Source organism: Rappaport israeli, assembly GCF_001888055.1.
In the GTDB taxonomy this organism is placed as follows: domain Bacteria; phylum Pseudomonadota; class Gammaproteobacteria; order Cardiobacteriales; family Cardiobacteriaceae; genus Rappaport; species Rappaport israeli.
On the sequence record NZ_LXHZ01000005.1, the window covers coordinates 1 to 16,113 of the forward strand.

Annotated in this window: 14 protein-coding genes, 2 tRNA genes and 4 pseudogenes; 10 read left to right on the plus strand and 10 right to left on the minus strand. The window is 45.2% G+C overall.

Features of this window, described 5'->3' with window-relative positions:
- A pseudogene (locus tag A5N84_RS01655) lies at window positions 1–205 on the plus strand (transposase); the annotation flags it as partial.
- A gap of 363 nt (window positions 206–568) precedes the next feature.
- Here the strand turns inward: A5N84_RS01655 and A5N84_RS01660 are convergent.
- From A5N84_RS01660 to ilvA, 7 genes are all read right to left on the minus strand, one after another.
- On the minus strand, window positions 569–1,729 hold the full coding sequence (locus A5N84_RS01660; protein WP_072281031.1) for a tyrosine-type recombinase/integrase: 1,161 nt from the start codon (window positions 1,727–1,729) through the stop codon (window positions 569–571).
- Window positions 1,730–1,964: 235 nt separating this feature from the next.
- A tRNA-Cys gene (locus A5N84_RS01665) sits at window positions 1,965–2,038 on the minus strand.
- Between the two features lie 43 nt (window positions 2,039–2,081).
- Window positions 2,082–2,156 (minus strand) — tRNA-Gly (locus tag A5N84_RS01670).
- A 98-nt stretch (window positions 2,157–2,254) separates the two neighbouring features.
- Window positions 2,255–2,986: a phosphatase PAP2 family protein gene (locus A5N84_RS01675; RefSeq protein WP_072281032.1), complete on the minus strand. Its 732-nt coding sequence runs from the start codon at window positions 2,984–2,986 to the stop codon at window positions 2,255–2,257.
- Window positions 2,973–3,407 (minus strand): DUF2959 family protein, encoded by a 435-nt coding sequence (locus A5N84_RS01680; RefSeq protein WP_233119838.1) that lies wholly within the window; start codon window positions 3,405–3,407, stop codon window positions 2,973–2,975. Before A5N84_RS01680 ends, A5N84_RS01675 begins: the two co-directional genes overlap by 14 nt.
- Window positions 3,370–3,621: a DUF2959 family protein gene (locus tag A5N84_RS11295; protein WP_233119839.1), complete on the minus strand. Its 252-nt coding sequence runs from the start codon at window positions 3,619–3,621 to the stop codon at window positions 3,370–3,372. The genes A5N84_RS01680 and A5N84_RS11295 overlap by 38 nt, the downstream gene beginning before the upstream one ends.
- Window positions 3,622–3,665: 44 nt before the next feature.
- Window positions 3,666–5,201: a threonine ammonia-lyase, biosynthetic gene (gene ilvA / locus A5N84_RS01685; RefSeq protein ID WP_072281033.1), complete on the minus strand. Its 1,536-nt coding sequence runs from the start codon at window positions 5,199–5,201 to the stop codon at window positions 3,666–3,668.
- A gap of 19 nt (window positions 5,202–5,220) precedes the next feature.
- Here ilvA and rpiA point away from each other — a divergent pair, with 19 nt between their 5' ends.
- Window positions 5,221–5,880: a ribose-5-phosphate isomerase RpiA gene (gene rpiA, locus A5N84_RS01690; RefSeq protein WP_072281034.1), complete on the plus strand. Its 660-nt coding sequence runs from the start codon at window positions 5,221–5,223 to the stop codon at window positions 5,878–5,880.
- A gap of 53 nt (window positions 5,881–5,933) precedes the next feature.
- Here rpiA and gloA read toward each other — a convergent pair.
- From gloA to gatC, 3 genes and pseudogenes are all read right to left on the minus strand, one after another.
- Window positions 5,934–6,406 (minus strand): annotated as a pseudogene (gene gloA, locus A5N84_RS01695) (lactoylglutathione lyase).
- Between the two features lie 18 nt (window positions 6,407–6,424).
- Window positions 6,425–7,879: an Asp-tRNA(Asn)/Glu-tRNA(Gln) amidotransferase subunit GatA gene (gene gatA, locus A5N84_RS01700; protein ID WP_072281035.1), complete on the minus strand. Its 1,455-nt coding sequence runs from the start codon at window positions 7,877–7,879 to the stop codon at window positions 6,425–6,427.
- Between the two features lie 16 nt (window positions 7,880–7,895).
- Window positions 7,896–8,204, minus strand: a complete 309-nt coding sequence (gene gatC / locus A5N84_RS01705; RefSeq protein WP_233119841.1) for an Asp-tRNA(Asn)/Glu-tRNA(Gln) amidotransferase subunit GatC — start codon at window positions 8,202–8,204, stop codon at window positions 7,896–7,898.
- Between the two features lie 82 nt (window positions 8,205–8,286).
- Here gatC and A5N84_RS01710 point away from each other — a divergent pair, with 82 nt between their 5' ends.
- From A5N84_RS01710 to A5N84_RS11305, 8 genes and pseudogenes are all read left to right on the plus strand, one after another.
- Window positions 8,287–9,342, plus strand: coding sequence for a rod shape-determining protein (locus A5N84_RS01710; RefSeq protein WP_072281036.1), 1,056 nt, complete (start codon window positions 8,287–8,289; stop codon window positions 9,340–9,342).
- 12 nt (window positions 9,343–9,354) lie between these two features.
- The gene (gene mreC, locus A5N84_RS01715; RefSeq protein WP_072281037.1) at window positions 9,355–10,257 is read left to right on the plus strand and encodes a rod shape-determining protein MreC; all 903 of its coding nucleotides are present in this window, start codon (window positions 9,355–9,357) and stop codon (window positions 10,255–10,257) included.
- Between the two features lie 7 nt (window positions 10,258–10,264).
- Window positions 10,265–10,747: a hypothetical protein gene (locus tag A5N84_RS01720; RefSeq protein ID WP_143324782.1), complete on the plus strand. Its 483-nt coding sequence runs from the start codon at window positions 10,265–10,267 to the stop codon at window positions 10,745–10,747.
- Window positions 10,744–12,630: a penicillin-binding protein 2 gene (gene mrdA, locus A5N84_RS01725; RefSeq protein WP_072281039.1), complete on the plus strand. Its 1,887-nt coding sequence runs from the start codon at window positions 10,744–10,746 to the stop codon at window positions 12,628–12,630. The genes A5N84_RS01720 and mrdA overlap by 4 nt, the downstream gene beginning before the upstream one ends.
- A gap of 46 nt (window positions 12,631–12,676) precedes the next feature.
- A pseudogene (rodA, locus tag A5N84_RS01730) lies at window positions 12,677–13,764 on the plus strand (rod shape-determining protein RodA).
- Window positions 13,761–14,741, plus strand: coding sequence for a lytic murein transglycosylase B (mltB, locus tag A5N84_RS01735; protein ID WP_072281040.1), 981 nt, complete (start codon window positions 13,761–13,763; stop codon window positions 14,739–14,741). The pseudogene rodA and the gene mltB overlap by 4 nt, the downstream one beginning before the upstream one ends.
- 53 nt (window positions 14,742–14,794) lie before the next feature.
- Entirely contained in the window at window positions 14,795–15,400 is a 606-nt protein-coding gene (locus A5N84_RS01740) for a septal ring lytic transglycosylase RlpA family protein (protein WP_233119842.1), read from the plus strand.
- 126 nt (window positions 15,401–15,526) lie between these two features.
- Window positions 15,527–16,107 (plus strand): annotated as a pseudogene (locus A5N84_RS11305) (D-alanyl-D-alanine carboxypeptidase family protein); the annotation flags it as partial.
- Between the last annotated feature and the right edge of the window lie 6 nt (window positions 16,108–16,113).

The following is a 16,113-nucleotide window of genomic DNA, read 5'->3' on the forward strand; positions in this document are numbered from 1 at the left end:
AAAGGTCAAAGATGAGCGACGCTATGTCAATAAAGCAGTCTATACACTGTTAGCCCTCAATACCGAGGGGCATAAAGAGCTTATTGGACTTTACTGCTCTGAAAGTGAGGGTGCCAATTATTGGCTGTCTGTGCTGACGGATTTACACAATCGTGGCGTAGAAGATATTCTTATTGCCTGTGTCGATGGTTTAAAAGGCTTCCCTGTTAAATGCCGGTGAGAAATGGACAAGACCTATCAACAATTGGGGACAAACTATGATGCAGTTGTCTATTCATTTCCCTGGGCGCTTAGATAAGGTGATGAGCCTTTGATTGAACTGACACAGATTTCTGAACGCCCTCAAATTTTCTGACTTTTTGACTGAAAGTGTTATTTATTTTATTAAACTAAAACTATTCAACCACATATCAACCACATCATATAAAATAAAAATACTATTAAAATCAATGTTCAACCATATCAACCACATCAACCACATGTTTTTTACTTACGTTATGTAGCTAAAAAATTCAAAAAGTCATAACCTAATGAAAAAATTGGGTTATGTTAATCTATGTGTTGTTTTTTATAAATTTATATATTGTTTTCGTATGAAATCAGCATACCACTGTATCATATGATGGCGTTCTTCCAGATATTGGGCGCGGTTGTAAGCACCTCTTACTTTGTTTGAGTCAACATGAGCCAATTGGCGCTCTATGGCGTCAGTATTGAATAACCCACTTTCGTTTAAACAGCTTGAAGCGGTTGCCCTAAAACCATGGGGTACGGCTTTTCCTTTATAACCCATCCGTTTCATAGCTGAGCTTAAAGACATATCGCTTAATGGCTTATTGCCTCGGGTTGTGAATAAATATTTTGTACGTTCTTTTTGACTTTCTTTGAGTTCATCTAGGGTTTCCAATGCCCAATCTGATAACGGCACGATATGCTCTTTTTGCATTTTCATTCTGTGAGCTGGTATTAGCCATTGATTGTTAGAAAACTCTTCCCAAGTAGCTAATCGCAATTCACCACTTCTAACGAAAGTTAAAACTAAAAACCGTAAAGCAAGAGCAATGGTTTTATTCGGATAGTCATTGGCGTGTTTTAAAAATAAGCCAAGCTCTTGGTAGGGCAGGGATGGGTAGTTTGTGGTTTTCTTTTTGATGATAGGTAGATGTAGAGCTGGATTGTAAGTAGCTTTTCCTGTTTGTATAGCATAGGTGAATACAGCTTTGATGCGTCGTTTTACTCTATCTGCGGTTTCAGGTTTATCGTAAAGAGCGTTAATAACAGGCATTAGCTGTGGGACATCAATTTCTGCTAACGGTTTATGTCCTATTTTTGGGAAAACATAGTTTTCTAAGCTATTAATGGTTTGCTGGATATGTTTAGGGTTTTTCCAGCTTTTATGGTTAATTTCATACCATTCACGGGCAATGTATTCGAAGCTTTTAGTTTGTTGATAACTTTGTTGTTGTTTTTGTCTTTCCTCTAGTGGGTCAAATCCCTTAAAAACTTGATAGCGCAACTCAAGGCAGAGTTCTCTTGCTTGAGAAAGAGAGAGCAGTGGATATTGTCCAAGTGATAGCCATCTGACTTTGCCATTAATTTTGTAACGAAAATACCAGACAGCATTTTTGCTTGCTAAAAAACGAAGGTACAAACCACCCCCATCACTGATTCTGAAATTTTTCTTTTTGTCAAATAAGTATTTCTTTATCTTTTGCTCAGTTAATCTCATTAATCACGGGCATTTTTTTAAAAATGCTAGTTTAACGATTAAAAACGTGCGCAATATTTGTTACACCATTTTGCAAAAATAGGGGTTGTCCGAGTAAGTGTATTTATGTTTTTTTATGTCCGCGGATTTTTGGTTAATTTTGATTAATGGGTTGTATTCGTTAAAGAAAAAAACTTAGAACAGCAAAAAAAGGCAATAAAAAAAACGACTTACAAGAAGTCGTTTTAAGAGATATTGGAGGCTGGGGTCGGAATCGAACCGGCGTCCACGGATTTGCAATCCGCTGCATAACCACTCTGCCACCCAGCCATTTTGCACTTTACAAAAAAAGCCCCGATGCGGAGCTTTAAATTGGAGCGGGAAACGAGATTCGAACTCGCGACCCCAACCTTGGCAAGGTTGTGCTCTACCACTGAGCTATTCCCGCTGAACTTGAGTGGCGCATTATAGAGTTTTTTTTGGGTTGGTCAATATTGTTTTTATTATTTTGGCTTATTATTTTTTAATCTATTGATATTAAAGAGATTATTTTTGTAAGGATTGATGTTTGTTAAGCAGTATTTGGCAAAGATAGTAGCTGATGATTACGCATATTACGCCAATAAAGCTACCCGCTAGGGTGTCAAGAACATAATGTTGCGCTAAATAAAGGCGTGAGTAGGCGACGCTTATGGCTAATAGCGCGAAGAGAATTTGCAAATATCGATTGGGATTTAGGGTGGCGAGCGCTAGAAAGGCGGTAAATGCCATGGCTGTATGTCCTGAGGGGAAGTGGAAATATTTGCCTTGGTCGATGAGGTTGGGGATATTTTGAATGGAGATGTTAAGTTGTTGGTAGTAATGAATGGGGCGTAGTTTTTGGCTAAAAAACAGGTGTTTGATTCCGTGGGTGAGTATAAACTGTAATAGGCAGGCGATAAGATAGAAAATAAGACCATTGAGATGGCTTAGGATGTGGCGTTTATAGGGATTTTGTGTGGTTTGGTAGGGATGGGGTTGGTGATGACGATAGGCAATGATAAATCCAATGAGGAGGGCAATTTGCCAATCTCCTAGGTAGGTGAGAATGGTAAAAAAATAGGTTAGACCGCTGGGTTCTTGTGTGATAAGAAGAAGGTGAAGTTGGGTTTTGTCGTAATAACTTTGAGCGCCAAGCCCAAGTAGGAGGTAGGCGCTAAAGAGGGTGAGAAAAGGCCAGCAGCGTAGGATAAAGTCGCTGGGCGGTTGTGTGGGTGGTTGGGATTTAACGGGATTCATGATGCATGCGTTTGATAAATTGTTCGCTTTCTGTGATGGCGGCGTCGAGTTCGTTGATAAGATGGCGGATGTTATTTTCTACGCGGTAGTATTCGCTTTGTAGAGCTGCGATGGCGTGGGCGTTTAAATTATGTTTGAGATAAAGGACTTGGTCGTGCAATACGGTGAGTACTGGTGGAATGGTGGCTTGGGCATTTTTCATAGATTGGATGAGGTGTTGATATTGTTGTTTGGTTTGTTGGAGTTTTTGGGCGCTGTCGGCGCGGAGGTTTGGATTGCTGTATTGATTGAGTTCTTGTTGCCATTCGTTGAATAAATCTTGGGCGACGCTTTCGATAGCCCGAATGCGCTGCGCGACTTTTTCTGCGGCGTTTTCGCTTCTTTCATAGGCTTTGTTGAGTTTTTTTGAAGGCGATTTCAAGTTCTCCGCCGTTATATTGAATCAGCTGACTAAATTGTTCGAGAGCGGATTTGAATTCTTCTTTGGCATCGGTTTGGGCGTGGCGGGCATCTTCGACACGGCTGATGAGGAGGTCGTTTTTATAGATGCCGAATTTTTCCATGGTGTGATAGTAGGCGCTAGAGCAACCTAATAAAAGGCTGCTTAGGGTTAATAATAAGATGAGGCGATGCATAGGGTCTCCATATGTGTGGGCTTTTGGGCGTTATTATAGCGATTTTATGTTTTTGGGGTGGGCGGTTGTAGGAAATGTTGGTAGGCGGGGTTATGGGTTTGTTCTTCGTAATCGTAGCCAATATTGTGTAGATGTTGGTCAAGTAGGGCGCGATTTGTGCTTTGAATGGCGCAGAGAACGCGTCCATAATCAGCGCCGTGGTTGCGGTAGTGGAAAAGGCTGATATTAAATTGATTGCCTAATGTTTTGAGAAAATGTAGAAGAGCGCCTGGACGTTCGGGGAATCCAAAGCGAAAGAGAAATTCGTTACTTAGGTTTTGTGGGGCGCCACCAATCATATAGCGGAGATGCGATTTGGCTAGGTCGTTGTGGGTGAGGTCTGTGGTGGGGTAGCCGTGGGTGTTTAAGGTGTCGATAAAATGTTCGAGTTGGCGTTGTCCGTTATTGAGTTGGACGCCGACAAGGATTTGCGCTTGTTTGCTGTCTTGATAGCGATAGTTAAATTCGGTGATGGATTGGTCTTGGGCAATGAGTTGGCAGAATTTTAGGAAGCTACCCGGGGTTTCAGGGATGCTAACGGCGAGAAGTCCTTCCCGTTTTTCACCAATTTCTGCACGTTCGGCAACATAGCGGAGGCGGTCAAAGTTGACGTTTGCGCCAGAGACAATACTGATGAGATTTAAGTTTTTCTCGCTTTGTTGGGCTGCCCATTTTTTAAGTCCTGCGGTTGCTAATGCGCCTGAGGGTTCGGCAATGGCGCGGTTGTCGTCGAAGAGGTCTTTCATGGCGGCGCAGATTTCGTCTGTTGAGACGGTGATGTAATCATCGACATGTTTTTGGATGATGTTGAAGGTGTGTTCGCCAGGTTGTTTGACGGCAACGCCATCAGCGAAAACGCCAACGTAGTCTAGGGTGATACGGCTTCCATGGCGTACTGCTTGGGTCATAGAGGCGGCGTCATCAGGTTCGACGGCGATTAGGCGAATGTTTGGGCGTAATGCTTTGATTAGTAAGGCGATGCCTGCAAGTAGTCCACCGCCGCCTACGGGAACAAATATGGCATCAATAGGGCGTGGGTGTTGGCGTAGAATTTCTAGAGCAATTGTGCCTTGTCCTGCAATAACATAATCGTCGTCAAAGGGATGGATGTAGGTGAGTTGATGTTGTTGTTGTAGGATTTTGGCGTGCTGTGAGGCTTCGTCGTAAAAATCGCCGTGTAAAACGATGTTGATCCATTCTTTGCCTAGGCGCTTGACGGCATCAACTTTAATGCTGGGGGTGGTGGTGGGCATAACGATGGTGGCTTTGATGCCTAATTTTTGCGCGGCAAGCGCAACGCCTTGAGCGTGATTGCCTGCTGAGGAGCAGATAACGCCTTGGTTGCGCTCTTGCTCGCTTAAGTGATACATTTTGTTGTAAGCACCACGGCATTTAAAGGAAAAAACAGGCTGAAGGTCTTCTCTTTTGCAATGAATTTGATGTCCAAGGCGTTGAGAGAGGCGAGGCATAGCGTCTAATGGGCTTTCAATGGCAACGTCATAGACGGGGGCGGTTAAGATTTTTTCAATATAATGAGACATAAATTAACTGGAGATGAAAATGAAACAAGCTATTTTAAAGGAAAAAGCAGCAAAAAAGGCATTGGATTTTGTGCAGGAGGGGATGACGCTTGGTGTGGGCAGTGGTTCAACAGTGCGTTTTTTTATTCAAGCCTTGGCAGATAGCGGGATTCGTCCTAAAGATATTGTGGCAGCGTCAAAGGATAGTGAAGAGGCGCTTGCGTCAGTGGGGTTAAAGGTGCGGGATTTAAATAGTTGCGATGAGGTGGATGTGTATGTGGATGGTTGTGATGAGATTAATGAGCGCTTTGAGATGATTAAAGGGGGGGGAGCGGCATTAACGCGTGAGAAAATTATTGCTGCAGCATCGGCAAAATTCGTCTGTATTGCAGATGCGTCAAAGCAGGTGTCGGTTTTGGGGGAATTTGCTTTGCCTGTAGAGGTTATTCCAATGGCGCGTAGCTATGTGGCGCGTCAGTTATTGGCTTTGGGGGGAGAGCCGCGTTGGCGTGAGGGGGTGGTTACTGATAATGGCAATTGGATTTTGGATGTGCATTATTTATCGATTGTGGATGCCCCTGCAATGGAACAGAAAATAAATGCTATTGCTGGCGTGGTTACAGTGGGAATTTTTGCCAAAGAACGCGCAGATGTATTGATTGTGGCGCGAGAGAATGGCGTTGAGGTGATTGAGCGCTAAAATGCGATTAAAGAGAAAAGAAAAGCGCCTAGAAGTGGGCGCTTTTTTTAGGTTTAGCCTTGGATGATTTCTATCCAATAGCCGTCGGGGTCTTTGATAAAGGCAATGTCTTTCATGTTGCCATCTTCTGGTCGTTTTTGAAAAGGGATTTGATGGCGATCAAAATAAGCGATAGCGGCATCAAAATCAGGCACGCTAAAGCAGATGTGTCCAAATCCTTGCGGTTCTTTATTGCCATCATGGTAAGAAAAATCTTCTTGTTTTTCAGTGCCCCAGTTGTGGGTGAGTTCTAAGATTCCCCGTTGCTTTGCAACCCATTGTTTGCGTGTTTCATCATCCCTTGGGGTGGGTGTTCGTTTTCTGTCAGTTTTGCCAAAAAATATAAGCTGAATTCGCCTTCTGGGTGGTCGTCTTGACGAACAAGGGTCATGCCTAAGATGTTGGTATAAAAATCAAGGGAGGCTTTAGGGTCTTTAACGCGCAACATTGTGTGGTTAAAGGTAAATCCTTTGGTTTCTGTGTTCATAAATACTCCTTTTAAGATTTAAGAATAGGGTGTGGGGGTTTGTTGATGGAAATCTGTGTGTTGTTGATATTGATGCGCTAGATTGAGTAAGGTGGGCTCGCTAAAGTGCGCGCCGATGAGTTGCGCGCCAACAGGCAGTCCATCAATAAATCCTGCAGGATGGCTTAGGGCAGGTAATCCCGATAGATTGATGGAGACGGTGTATAAATCGCCCAAAAACATTTGCACAGGGTCGTTGAGTTTTTCACCTAGTTTGAAAGCAGGGGTGGGGGTGGTTGGGCTTAATATAACGTCCACTTCATTAAAGGCTTGTTTGAAGCTATTTAGGATGGCGCGACGTGCGCGACGCGCTTGTTCGTAGTAGGCGTCGTAATAGCCTGCAGAAAGGGCGTGTGTGCCTATCATGATGCGGCGTTTAACTTCATCCCCAAATCCTTCACTGCGACTGCGTTCATATAATTCTTGTAGATTGTCTACGTTATCGGCGCGATAGCCATAACGCACGCCATCATAGCGCGAGAGATTGGAGGAGGCTTCGGCGCTGGCGATGATGTAGTAGGTGGGGATGGCGAGTTCAGTATGCGATAGTTCAATGTCAACCAGTGTTGCGCCAAGGCTTTCGTATTGCTTGGCAACTGCATGAATGAGGGTTGCCATTTGTGGATTGAGCTGTTCGAAATAAATTTTGGGCAGCCCAATTTTTATGCCGTTGAGTGGTTGATTGAGTGTTTGTGTAAAATCAGGGCGAGGTTGTTCGCTAGAGGTGGAGTCTTTAGGGTCAAAGCTTGCCATGTGGTTTAAAAGGAGTGCAAGGTCTTCAGCATTGACTGCCATGGGCCCTGCTTGGTCTAGACTAGAAGCGTAGGCGATGATGCCATAGCGTGAGAGGCTGCCATAGGTGGGTTTGATGCCAGTGATGCCACAGTAGGCGGCGGGTTGGCGAATAGAGCCACCTGTATCAGTGCCAGTAGCGTAGGGAATTAGTCGCGCGGCAACCGCTGCTGCAGAGCCACCTGATGACCCACCGGGGACGTGGTTGTGATGCCAAGGGTTTTTGACTGCACCAAAATAACTGCGTTCGTTAGAAGAACCCATGGCAAATTCATCAAGAGAGAGTTTTCCCATCATGACTGCCCCTGCTTGTGCGAGGTTGTCAACAACGGTGGCATTATAGGAGGGGATAAAATGCTCGAGCATTTTTGAGGCTGCGGTGGTGCGGATGTTTTTGGTGCAAAGTAAGTCTTTATGCGCCATGGGGATGCCATCTAATGCTGAGAGGCTTTTGCCTTGGGCGCGACGTTGGTCGCTAGCTTGGGCGGTTTCTAGGGCGGTTTCTAGGGTTTGTGTAATAAAGGCATTGAGCGCGGGGTCGTGGGTTTGGATGCGCTTGCTGTAGTGTTGGGTGAGTTCAACAGCGCTAAATTCTTTGTTAGCGAGTTTTTCGCTAAGTTGGCGGAGGCTATATTGATGCATGAGAATAACCTTGAGTTTATTCGATGACTTTGGGGACGGTGATAAATCCGTTTTCGGCATGTGGCGCGTTTTGTGCGATAGAGGCACTTAGATCTTGAGTGTGGGCGATATCTTCGCGTAGGCGCTGGCGTTGTTCTAGGGGATGCCCTAGTGGATCTAGCTGATTAATTTCGGGTTGGTTAATCGCACCGAATAGCTCAAAGATGTTGCCTAAATCTTGGCTCATTTGCTGTTGCTGTTTGGGAGTTAAGGTAAGGCGCGCCAGATGGGCGGTTTTGTAAATAAGTTCAGGGTCGAGGTTGCTCATAGGTAAAAAACATTTCAAAAAAAACCGTTGAAATGTATCATATCTGCTTTATAAATGCACCTTCTGATAGGGGTGTTGACGATTAATTAGGGGAAGTGTTATGCGATTTAATCCTTTTAGAGATTTGTTTTCTAGTGATTTATCAATTGATTTGGGGACGGCAAATACGCTGATTTATTTGCGTGGGCAAGGGTTGGTGTTAGACCAGCCTTCGGTGGTGGCGATTGCTGAGGATTTGCAAGATGGGCGCAAGAAGATTGTTGCTTACGGGACGCAGGCTAAGCAGATGTTGGGGCGTACGCCTGAAAATTTATCAACGATTCGTCCAATGCAAGATGGGGTGATTGCTGATTTTAAGATTACTTCGATGATGTTGTCGCATTTTATTAGTAAGATTTTGGGGCGCCGTGGGCGTTTTTTACGTTTGGGTAGTCCAAGGATTTTGATTTGTGTGCCTTCTGGGGCAACTCAGGTGGAAAAAAGGGCGATTAGTGATGCTGCGCGTGGCGCGGGGGCAAGTGATGTGTTTTTAATTCAAGAACCAATGGCGGCGGCAATTGGGGCTGGGATTCCTGTGGATGAGGCGTATGGTTCTATGGTGGTTGATATTGGCGGGGGTACTTCAGAGGTGGCGGTTATTTCGCTCAATGGGATTGTGTATTCGAGTTCGGTGCGCTTGGGAGGAGATAAATTTGATAGCGCGATTATTGATTATGTGCGACGTAATTTTGGCATTGTAATTGGACTGCCAACGGCTGAGCGGATTAAAAAAGAAATTGGTTGTGCTTATCCTTCTAGTGAGGTGCGTGAGTTAGAGGTGCGTGGGACAAATCAGCAGGAGGGCGCGCCACGTAGTTTTGTTATTAATAGTAATGAGGTGTTGGAGGCGCTACAGGAGCCGTTGGGTGGTATTGTGCGCGCGATTAAGCAGGCATTGGAGTTAACACCGCCAGAACTTGCCGCGGATGTTGCTGATAGGGGAATTGTGGTTACTGGTGGCGGGGCGCTGTTGCGTGATATTGACCGTTTGTTGATGGAGGAAACGCGTTTAAATGTGATTATTGCGCAAGACCCATTAACATGTGTGGCGCGCGGGGGCGGTAAGGTGTTGGAACTTTTAGATCAGCGTGGGGTGGCATCGTTTTTGATGCACTAAGGCGTTGATGTTATGCCTTATCAGTCTGAGCCAGCGATTCAAGGGCTAAAACAAAGGTTGTTGCCAACTTTTTTTGTATGGCTGCTGGCGGTGGTGGTATTGGTGGTGCAGTGGCGCAGTACTTGGCTTGAGCCGCTGCAGTCTTCTTTTTTTTCTTATGTCTATCAACCAGTTAGTGCGGTGGTGCATGCGCCAATTCGTCGTTTTGTCTCGGTGTCGCAACGCTGGCAGGATGAGCGTGAGGATTTGGCGCAATTGGATAAGATTGCTGAGGAAAATCGTGCCTTAAAGGCGCAGTTGCAACAGTTTGGGCATTTGCGCGCAGAGAATAGACGCCTGCGGATGTTGATGGATTCGTTATTAACTGTTACTGAACCTGTGTTAATTGCAGAATTAGTGGATACGGCGATTGATGGTTATAGCGAGACGGTGTTGATTAATAAGGGGATGCGACATGGGGTGTATTTGCAACAACCGATTATTGACCCGTTTGGTTTGGTCGGACAGGTGGTGGCGGTTTATGAGCAGACGGCAAGGGTGATGTTGATTAGTGATGCGCGCAGTCGAGTGCCTTCTTATGTAGAGCGAACCTCACAGCGTGTTACGGTGTTGGGAAGTGCGGAGCGTGGGGAATTGGTATTACCTTGGCAGCGTTATGAGAGTGATATTGAGGTGGGGGATAGATTGATTAGCTCAGGATTAGGGGGGGTGTTTCCACGTGGTTATCCTGTGGCGGAGGTTGTTGCCATTGAGCAAGATAAGGATTCGTCTTTTTTGCAGGTGGTGTTAAAGCCCATTGCGCATTTGCCGTCGATGTTGGAGGTGTTGCTGTTAGATACGCGGGTATCAGAGGCGACGTTGGGTGAGGGGGTGATGGTAGGCCCGCCTGCGCCTTCGGACTTGATAGAGGAGTAATGCAGTGTTGTCTGAGAATAAATGGGTATTTGTGTGGTTATTGGCGGTGTCGTTGGGGATGCTGGCGTTAAATGATTTTTTTAATTGGTGGTTATTGCCTGATTTGGTGCTTTTGTTATTGATGCAGTGGTTTTTGCGTGTGCCGATGCCGTCTTTGTGGTGGGCGGTGCTGCCAATGAGTTTATTGTTGGATTTTTCAGCGCAAATGGCGATGGGTTTTTATGCGCTGTTATATGCGGGGGTGGGGTTGGCGGTGATTCCGTTAGCGCCTTTGTGGTTGCGTTCATCTTGGATTGAGCGGTTGGTATTGGTGGCGTTGGTGTCGCTGGGTTATGTGGTGGTGCGCGCGTTATTGGCGTATGCCTTAACGGGTATTCCTGCGCCTGTGGGGTGGTATATTCCAGTGGTGTTGCAGGTGGTGTGTTGGCCATTGGTTCGCTGGGGGGTTTTGCTTTTTGGAGGGGCTGTGGATAAGGCGCAGACATCGTGAAGCGTTGGCAAGGAGATTCTATTCATAGGCGTGTGCATGAGGCGCAGGAGCAGCGGTTGCGTGTGTCGTATATCAGAAGATTGTTTTTGCTGGGGTTTTTGACGTGTGTTGGGGCGTTTTTATTGTTGTGGCGGATGTTTTTTCTACAGGTGCGTCGTTATGATTATTATCGCACACGCGCTCAATCTAATCGGGTGCGGATAAAGGCTTTGGTGCCTGAGCGGGGGATTATTTATGATGCAAAGGGGCGCGCGCTTACAGAGAATATTTTGCGTTATCAGGTGGTGGTTAATCCTTCGCTGATTAAAAATGTTACGCAAATGTTGGAGGAGTTTTCGGCTATTTTACCCTTGTCTGATGAGGAGAAAGAGGGGTTTGTAAAGCGCTATCAACAATCTAGGCGCTATGAGCAGGTGGTGCTTAAGCATTCTATTAGTGAGCAGGATTATTATCGTTTGGCGGTGCGGTTGTATCAGCTGCCAGGGGTGGAGATTGACCGTTATCTTGAGCGCTATTATCCCTATGGGACGTTGTTGGCGCATGTGGTGGGTTATACCAATCGGATTAATAGTGAGGATTTAAAGTCGTTAGATGAGGCGGCTTATCGTGGGCTTAATTTTATTGGACGTGGGGGCATTGAACGACAATATGAGGATAGATTGCGTGGAAGTCCTGGATTTCAGCAGGTGGAGACAGATGCTAATGGCAATATTGTGCGTTTGTTGTCAGAGCAGGGCGCTTATCGTGGGCAGGATATTTATTTAAGTATTGATGTGGATTTGCAACGCTATATCACGGAGATTATGCAAGATTATCGGGGGTCTTGTGTGGTGTTGAATGTGGAAGATGGTTCGGTGTTGGCTTTGGTGTCGTTGCCTAGCTATGATGCGAATTTGTTTACTAATGGGATTTCTAAGCGACAATATCAGCGTTTGGTGGAAAATCCGCAGGGTCCTTTGTTTCATCGTGCTCTTAAGGGGCGGTATGCGCCAGGGTCTGTGATTAAGCCAGTGATGTCGTTGGCGGGGTATTATTATGGGGTGTTTGATGAGCAGACGCATGTGTTCTGTTCGGGGCATTATACAATTCCTGAGAGTTCGTCAAAGCGACGGTTTCATTGTTGGAAACGTTCGGGGCATGGGAGTTTGGATGCCAATCATGCTTTGGCAGAATCTTGTGATGTGTATTATTACTCTTTGGGCTATCAATTGGGAATTTCGCGGATTGCGCAGTACGCTGCGCATTTTTCTTTGGGCAAGCAAACAGGAATTGATTTGCCTGATGAGGGAAGCGGAATTGTGCCAACTAAGGATTGGAAGCTAACTCAATATGAGGTGCCTTGGTATATTGGCGATACGATTAATATCAGTATTGGACAGGGATTTTTAACGACGACGCCGTTGCAGTTGGCTTATATGACGGCGTTGATTGCGCGTGATGGGAAGGTGTTTACGCCGAGGTTGCTAAAGCAGGTATATGACCCAATCGAGGGGCAATTTTTATCGGTGCGCGAGAAAGATGAGGTGGCGATTGTGCCTGTATATCAAGATAGGCATTGGCGTTTGGTGAAAAAGGCGATGGAAAATGTTATTCATAGTTCCTATGGAACGGGCAATAAAATGGCGCTTGGGCTGAAGTATCGCATGGCGGGTAAATCAGGCACGGTGCAGGTGGTTTCATTTAAAAATAATGAGCGGATTGAGAGTAAGAATTTGGCAGCAGAGCATCAGGATAATGCGATGTTTATTGCTTATGCGCCAGCAGATGCGCCTAAGATTGCGATTAGTGTGGTGGTGGAACGTGGAGGGGGTGGAAGTTCGACTGCAGGCCCTCTGGCTCGTTTGATTGCTGATTTTTACTTACAAGGGGCGGTGGATGTCTAAAGAGCAGGCGTTGGGTAATTCTCATCGATTATGGGGTTATCCGCTTATGGTATTGGCACGATTGGATTGGTTTTTATTGCTGATGATTGTGCTTTTGATGGTCGGGAGTGTGATAACGCTTAAAAGCAGTGCGGGCAGTGAAGGGATTATTGCGCGCCAGTTGTTGCGCTTTGTCGCGGGATTTTGTGTTTTTTTTGTGTTGTTATCTATTCCAGCTAGGCAGTTAAAGCGCTTGACGCCACTTTTATATGCATTAACGGTTGTGTTGTTGGCGTTGGTGGTGGTGATTGGGGTGGATGCAGGTGGGGCAAGACGATGGTTAAATTTAGGGGTGGTTAGGCTACAACCATCTGAAATCGCAAAATTAAGTGTTCCTTTAATGGTGGCTTGGTATTTGGGTCGTAAGGAGCAGGCGCCGAGTGTGTGGCAAGTATTTATGGCGCTGTTAATTATTGCCTTGCCGTTTCGCTTGATTATGATTGAGCCTGATTTGGGAACGTCGTTGTTGGTGGGGGTATCAGGATTAATTGCGCTTTTTTTAGCAGGATTACCGCTGTGGCTTTTGCTGTTAGGTGGGGTTTTTATCAGTAGCGCGGTGCCGCTGTTTTGGTGGTTTGGGATTAAGGACTATCAGCGTGAGCGGGTATTGACGCTGTTTAACCCTGAGGCAGACCCTTGGGGGGCGGGTTATCATATTATTCAATCGAAAATTGCTATTGGTTCGGGGGGGGTCAATGGGAAGGGGTTTATGCAAGGAACGCAGTCGCAGCTGGAATTTTTGCCTGAATCAAGTACGGATTTTATTTTTGCAGTTATTGCTGAAGAGCATGGATTAACTGGGGTGATGATTTTATTGGCAGTTTATGTGATGTTGGTGCTGAGGGGGCTTTATCTGGGGGCACGCTTGACCGATCGTTTTTCTCGTATTATTGTGGCGACTATTTTTTTTTACGTTTTTTTCTAAATGTATTTGTCAATATTGGCATGGTGAGCGGTATTTTGCCTGTGGTGGGTTTGCCGTTGGCGTTAATTAGTTATGGGGGGAGCTCGGTGTTGTCGTTGATGGCGGGCTTTGCTTTGGCAATGAATTTAGCCAGTGAATATCGCTATCGTCAGGAGCAGGAGTATTTATGAGGTTTTGGTTGGCAATATTGGGCGTTTTTATGTGTATGCCTGTGTTTGCAAGTTATGCTGAGCACGATGAAGCGCTGGAGATGGTGCATGAATTGGCGCAAGAGCATGATTATGATGAGGCTTATTTGCAGTTTTTGTTGGGCGCAATTGAAAAAGATAAAGAGGTGTTGCGTAAAATCAGTAAACCCGCAGAAAAAACAAAACAATGGTTTGAATATCGTCCGATTTTTGTAGAGTCATCGCGGATTGAAAATGGGGTGGCTTTTTGGCAAGCGCATGGGGAGACGCTTAAAAAAGCAGAAAAAGAATTTGGGGTGGATGCAGATATTATTGTGGCTATTTTGGGGGTGGAAACCCGCTATGGCAAAGTGATGGGTAAAACGCCCGTACTGCAAGCTCTGGCAACGCTATGTTTTGATTATCCTCAGCGGGCGGAGTTTTTTTGTCAGCAATTTGATTATTTTTTGCGCTTGTCTAAGGCGCAGGATTTTAATCCGTTAAGTATTATGGGCTCTTATGCAGGCGCAATGGGGATGGCGCAATTTATGCCAAGTAGTTATGTTGATGATGCAATTGATTATGATGGCGATGGTCGAGTGGATTTGTGGGGCAGTGTGGAGGATGCGATTGGGAGTATCGGCAATTATTTGGCAAATCGCGGTTGGGTTTCAGGTGGTAAGTTAGTAGAGCGCTTGCCAGTTCAGCCCAGTTTGCCAAATTTTGGGCAGTCGCATTTTCCAAGTATTGCGGTAAGTGATTTGTTAAAAGATGAGGCGATTATTCATGATGGTTCGGCGCTTGAATGGCTGCAAATGATTTCAGAACCTGAGGTAGGAAGCTTGATTTTGCAAGAAGAGAAAGGAGCGCAATGGTGGCTAACTTATTATAATTTTGGAGTATTAACTCGCTACAATAGCTCGCCTTTATATGCGATGGCGGTTATTGAGCTGGCAGATGAGATTTCTAAACAAAAATAGATTAATGTGAGTAGAGTAATGATAAAGCGATTTTTTTAATAAATATAATGGGTTTGGCTGTAATACAGGGCATTTCAGCGCAGGTATTATTTACGGATGAAAAAGCTTCTCTTCAAGAAAATGCCTTGGATGAGCAACCGTTGCTATTTGCCAGTTTGATTTCAGAGGTGGCAGAGGAGGAGGATGAGGAGACTTTTAAAATCACCCTGCATCCGCATTCAGAGTCTTTTGATAATAATCTGTCGCAACTTAAATTTGATGTTAAGGTAGCGAGTCAATCTGCCTCAAGACAAAGTCGTTCGCTACAACGGGCAATGTCTTATACGGTAAAGGGGAAAACGTATCGCACATTAAGTGATAGTGAAGGATTTGAACAAGTAGGAGATGCCTCATGGTATGGTCCCGGGTTTCATGGGCGTAAAACGGCAAGTGGTGAAGTATATGATATGAATGAATTAACCGCAGCGCATAAGGAATTACCATTAGGCACTGAGGTGGAGGTAACGAATTTAACAACGGGGAAATCAATTGTGGTGCGTATTAATGACCGTGGTCCTTTTCATGGCGACCGTGTGCTGGATTTATCTAGAGCGGCGGCAAAAGAATTGGGGGTGATTAAACAGGGCACGGCTGAAGTGAGTATTCGTGCATTACGGTAATCCAGAGAGGGCAATATGCAACGTAAGCTTTTCATAGGAAGGATATTTCTATTTTCGTTGCTGTGGTTTGTAAGTGCTTGGACTCAAGCGCAGCTTGCCTCGCTACCAGTCTCTAGTTATGCGCTAATGGAGGCAAAGAGTGGGCAATTTTTGCTCAGTGAGAATGCTAATCAACAGCTGCCGCCTGCAAGTTTGACAAAATTAATGACCGCTTACCTTACTTTTAAGGCATTAGAAGAAAATAAAATAACAATGCAAACGCTGGTGCCAGTGAGTGAGTTAGCCTATAGACAGCCTGGTTCGCGGATGTTTATAGAGGTGAATTCCAAGTGCCTGTGGAGTCGCTTATTCAAGGGGTGATTGTGCAATCAGGCAATGATGCGAGTATGGCGCTGGCGGAATATATCGGCGGGTCAGAAGTGGGATTTGTGCAGATGATGAATGATGCAGCGACTCGCCTAGGAATGCATAACACGCATTATATGAATCCAACAGGTTTGCCCAATGATAATCACTTTACCACCGCAGCAGATTTGGCGATTTTATCGCGTCATATTATTTACGAATTTCCACAGTATTATCATTTTTATAGTCAAAAAAGTTTTACTTATAATCGTATTGAGCAGAAAAATCGCAATTTGCTGTTATATCGCAATGCAAATGTTGATGGGCTTAAAACAGGGCATACCGAAGCCGCGGGTTATTGTCTAGCA

Bases quoted from the DNA above. Each gene is read 5' to 3' on its own strand.
- A5N84_RS01660 (WP_072281031.1), bottom strand. From the start codon at position 1,729: ATGAGATTAACTGAGCAAAAGATAAAGAAATACTTATTTGACAAAAAG.
- A5N84_RS01675 (WP_072281032.1), bottom strand. From the start codon at position 2,986: ATGAATCCCGTTAAATCCCAACCACCCACACAACCGCCCAGCGACTTT.
- A5N84_RS11295 (WP_233119839.1), bottom strand. From the start codon at position 3,621: ATGCATCGCCTCATCTTATTATTAACCCTAAGCAGCCTTTTATTAGGT.
- ilvA (WP_072281033.1), bottom strand. From the start codon at position 5,201: ATGTCTCATTATATTGAAAAAATCTTAACCGCCCCCGTCTATGACGTT.
- rpiA (WP_072281034.1), top strand. From the start codon at position 5,221: ATGAAACAAGCTATTTTAAAGGAAAAAGCAGCAAAAAAGGCATTGGAT.
- gatA (WP_072281035.1), bottom strand. From the start codon at position 7,879: ATGCATCAATATAGCCTCCGCCAACTTAGCGAAAAACTCGCTAACAAA.
- A5N84_RS01710 (WP_072281036.1), top strand. From the start codon at position 8,287: ATGCGATTTAATCCTTTTAGAGATTTGTTTTCTAGTGATTTATCAATT.
- mreC (WP_072281037.1), top strand. From the start codon at position 9,355: ATGCCTTATCAGTCTGAGCCAGCGATTCAAGGGCTAAAACAAAGGTTG.
- mltB (WP_072281040.1), top strand. From the start codon at position 13,761: ATGAGGTTTTGGTTGGCAATATTGGGCGTTTTTATGTGTATGCCTGTG.